The following is a 2,421-nucleotide window of genomic DNA, read 5'->3' on the forward strand; positions in this document are numbered from 1 at the left end:
CACGCTTTATCCGGCTTGTTTTCCCTCGTCGTTACATTCACAGCTTATTTCATTCTCTTTTCCCTTGTCAAATCCCTCGCCGTGGCCTACAAGGCCCCGCAAAAGAATCCGACAAAACAATCCCACAACAAATTCAGGGGCCTAATCCGATCCCGCATCAGAGCGCACGAACCGACCACTGGAATTGAAGGGGGGTTGGTCACCCTCACCGGGGCAACCACATAACTATACGACCGCCCCACCCCCGAAGCAAATCAGCGTCAGCCAACCCCAGCAGCCCTCGAAACGGATCCCCGGCCGGCCCTCCACTCGGGTTCAGCCGGGTCCATGCTTAATGCCGTTAGGGCCTACGCTGCCGGCCAGGGCCAGCACCGGCGCTTCCCTGGATGCCCCGCTTCGGATTTCCCAGGCAGCAGATGTTCCACCCGGGCCTAGGCAGAGAAGTTGCACCAGAACGGTCGCTGGGACGCATGCCTGTATGGAGAAGCCATAGCGTGCGCCGGCACGATGGCGGGACTTCTGGAACAGATGAGCGGACTGCCGGGCACCTCTGCTGGTTCTCCAAGACCCGAATCTTCGCCCCCATACGGCGGCACGATCGGCGTGGCGACGGTAATTGGGCGGGCCCCTAGCCTCGAGCATCCTCTAGTTCCCGCGGGCAAGTCGTAGTAGACAGGGGGCATGAGCAGGAAAAAGGGAGTGGCACCACGTTTGGCCGAAGCCTTGGGCATCGTCCTGGGCACAGAAGAAATACCGATGAGACTGCGGGCGTGGGACGGATCAGAAGCAGGGCCCCCCGACGCCCCCGTCATCGAATTCCGTTCCCGGCGGGGATTGAGGCGGATGCTGTGGTCTCCGAACCAGCTCGGGCTGAGCCGCGCATATGTAGCCGGGGACATCGACGGGCCCGGCGACCTCTTCGAAAGCTTCTCCGTGCTCAGCTCCGTGGGCAAGTTCGCCGAGTTGAAGGCTTTCCGCCCTCCAACGGTGGGTGAGCGGTTAGGACTGGTCCGGACGGCCGTCCGGGTTGGTGCGCTGGGACTTCCACCCACACCGCCGCCCGAGGAGATGAACGTGACCCGAGCGGGCCGGAAGCATTCCAAGAAGCGGGACGCTGCTGCGATCTCGCACCATTACGACGTGGGCAACGAGTTCTATGCGCTTGTGCTCGGTCCGTCCATGGTTTACTCCTGCGCGGTCTGGGAGGACGAGAGTGTAGGCCTGGACGCCTCCCAGGAGGCGAAGCTCGACCTTGTCTGCCGCAAACTTGGCCTTCGGCCCGGCATGCGGGTGCTGGATGTGGGTTGCGGCTGGGGCAGCTTCGCCCTGCACGCAACTCAGAATTACGGAGTCGACGTCGTGGGTGTCACCCTCTCGAAAGAGCAGGCAGCTCTCGGGCGGGAGCGAGTGACCGAAGCCGGCCTCGCCGACCGTGTCGAGATCCGGGTGCAGGACTACCGCGACGTCCACGACGGTTTCTTCGATGCGATCAGCTCCATCGGCATGGCCGAGCACGTGGGCAGAGACCAGATCGGCGACTACGCGTCCCATCTGTACGGTCTGCTGCGTCCCGGCGGGCTTCTCCTCAACCACGCGATCTCGTGGAATGCAGGTGAGATGCCACCGGATCCAGACTCCTTCATCCCCCGCTACGTCTTTCCGGACGGTGAAATGCTCAGCCTTACCGTCATGATCGGAGCCCTTGAGTCGGCGGGGCTGGAAGTGCTCGACGTTGAAGCGCTGCGCCGGCACTACGGGCTGACTCTTAGGGCCTGGGTGCACAACCTTGAGGAGAACTGGGACGAGGCGGTACGCCTTACAAGCGAGGGACGTGCACGGGTATGGCGGCTGTACATGGCATCGAGTGCACTGGGGTTCGAGCGGGGATTGAACGGCGTGAATCAGATACTCGTGCAACGCCCCGGAGGGGAAGAGCCGCCATTGCGGCGCCGGGAGTGGGTATGAAGGGCCCCTTCCTCGAACGAGATCAGCGTCGAGGGGAGCCCTTCCCGTGGTACATCCCCGGAGGGCCAGTAGCGCCGGATCGACGGGAGACTCTCCTCCCGTCGCCACCGCGCCACTCAGTCCGCCAACCTGACACCGTCACCCTCTCGAGCGGCACCGCCCACGAGGCGGGAGAAGAGCACGTAGCGCAGCGAACCGGGATGCGACATCTCCTCCGACACCACTCGTACCTTTCCCACGGCATGACATCTTCTGATGCAGGATGAGCTCGACGATGGCCGGCACCGACACGGGGCCACTTGGGAGAGCTGGTCGGGATCTTTAGTGGCGGGGTGTGTTCGGGGCTGAGGACCTGGTCCGGCGTGCTGGCCGGGTCCTCGTGTGCGGTGAGGGGGTGCGGCCGAACCAGGCCTGGCCGTAAGGAGGGGTCTTCAGCCAGACCGCGTGCAGGCCGGC

The 2,421-nt window shown here is 63.8% G+C and carries 3 protein-coding genes; 2 read left to right on the forward strand and 1 reads right to left on the reverse strand.

The window, feature by feature from the left end; translation table 11 throughout:
• Window positions 1-188 (forward strand): hypothetical protein (locus P5G52_RS18240; protein WP_301230244.1); only part of this gene is annotated, 188 nt, incomplete at its 5' end.
• A 493-nt stretch (window positions 189-681) separates the two neighbouring features.
• Window positions 682-1,965 carry a class I SAM-dependent methyltransferase gene (locus P5G52_RS18245; RefSeq protein WP_301230245.1) on the forward strand — a complete coding sequence of 428 codons (1,284 nt, stop codon included), beginning with the start codon at window positions 682-684 and terminating at the stop codon, window positions 1,963-1,965.
• A gap of 116 nt (window positions 1,966-2,081) precedes the next feature.
• On the opposite strand, the gene P5G52_RS18250 is transcribed toward P5G52_RS18245, so the two are convergent.
• On the reverse strand, window positions 2,082-2,204 hold the full coding sequence (locus P5G52_RS18250) for a hypothetical protein (protein WP_301230246.1): 123 nt from the start codon (window positions 2,202-2,204) through the stop codon (window positions 2,082-2,084).
• Between the last annotated feature and the right edge of the window lie 217 nt (window positions 2,205-2,421).

This window comes from Arthrobacter burdickii (assembly GCF_030433645.1).
GTDB classification, from domain to species: Bacteria; Actinomycetota; Actinomycetes; order Actinomycetales; family Micrococcaceae; genus Arthrobacter_D; species Arthrobacter_D burdickii.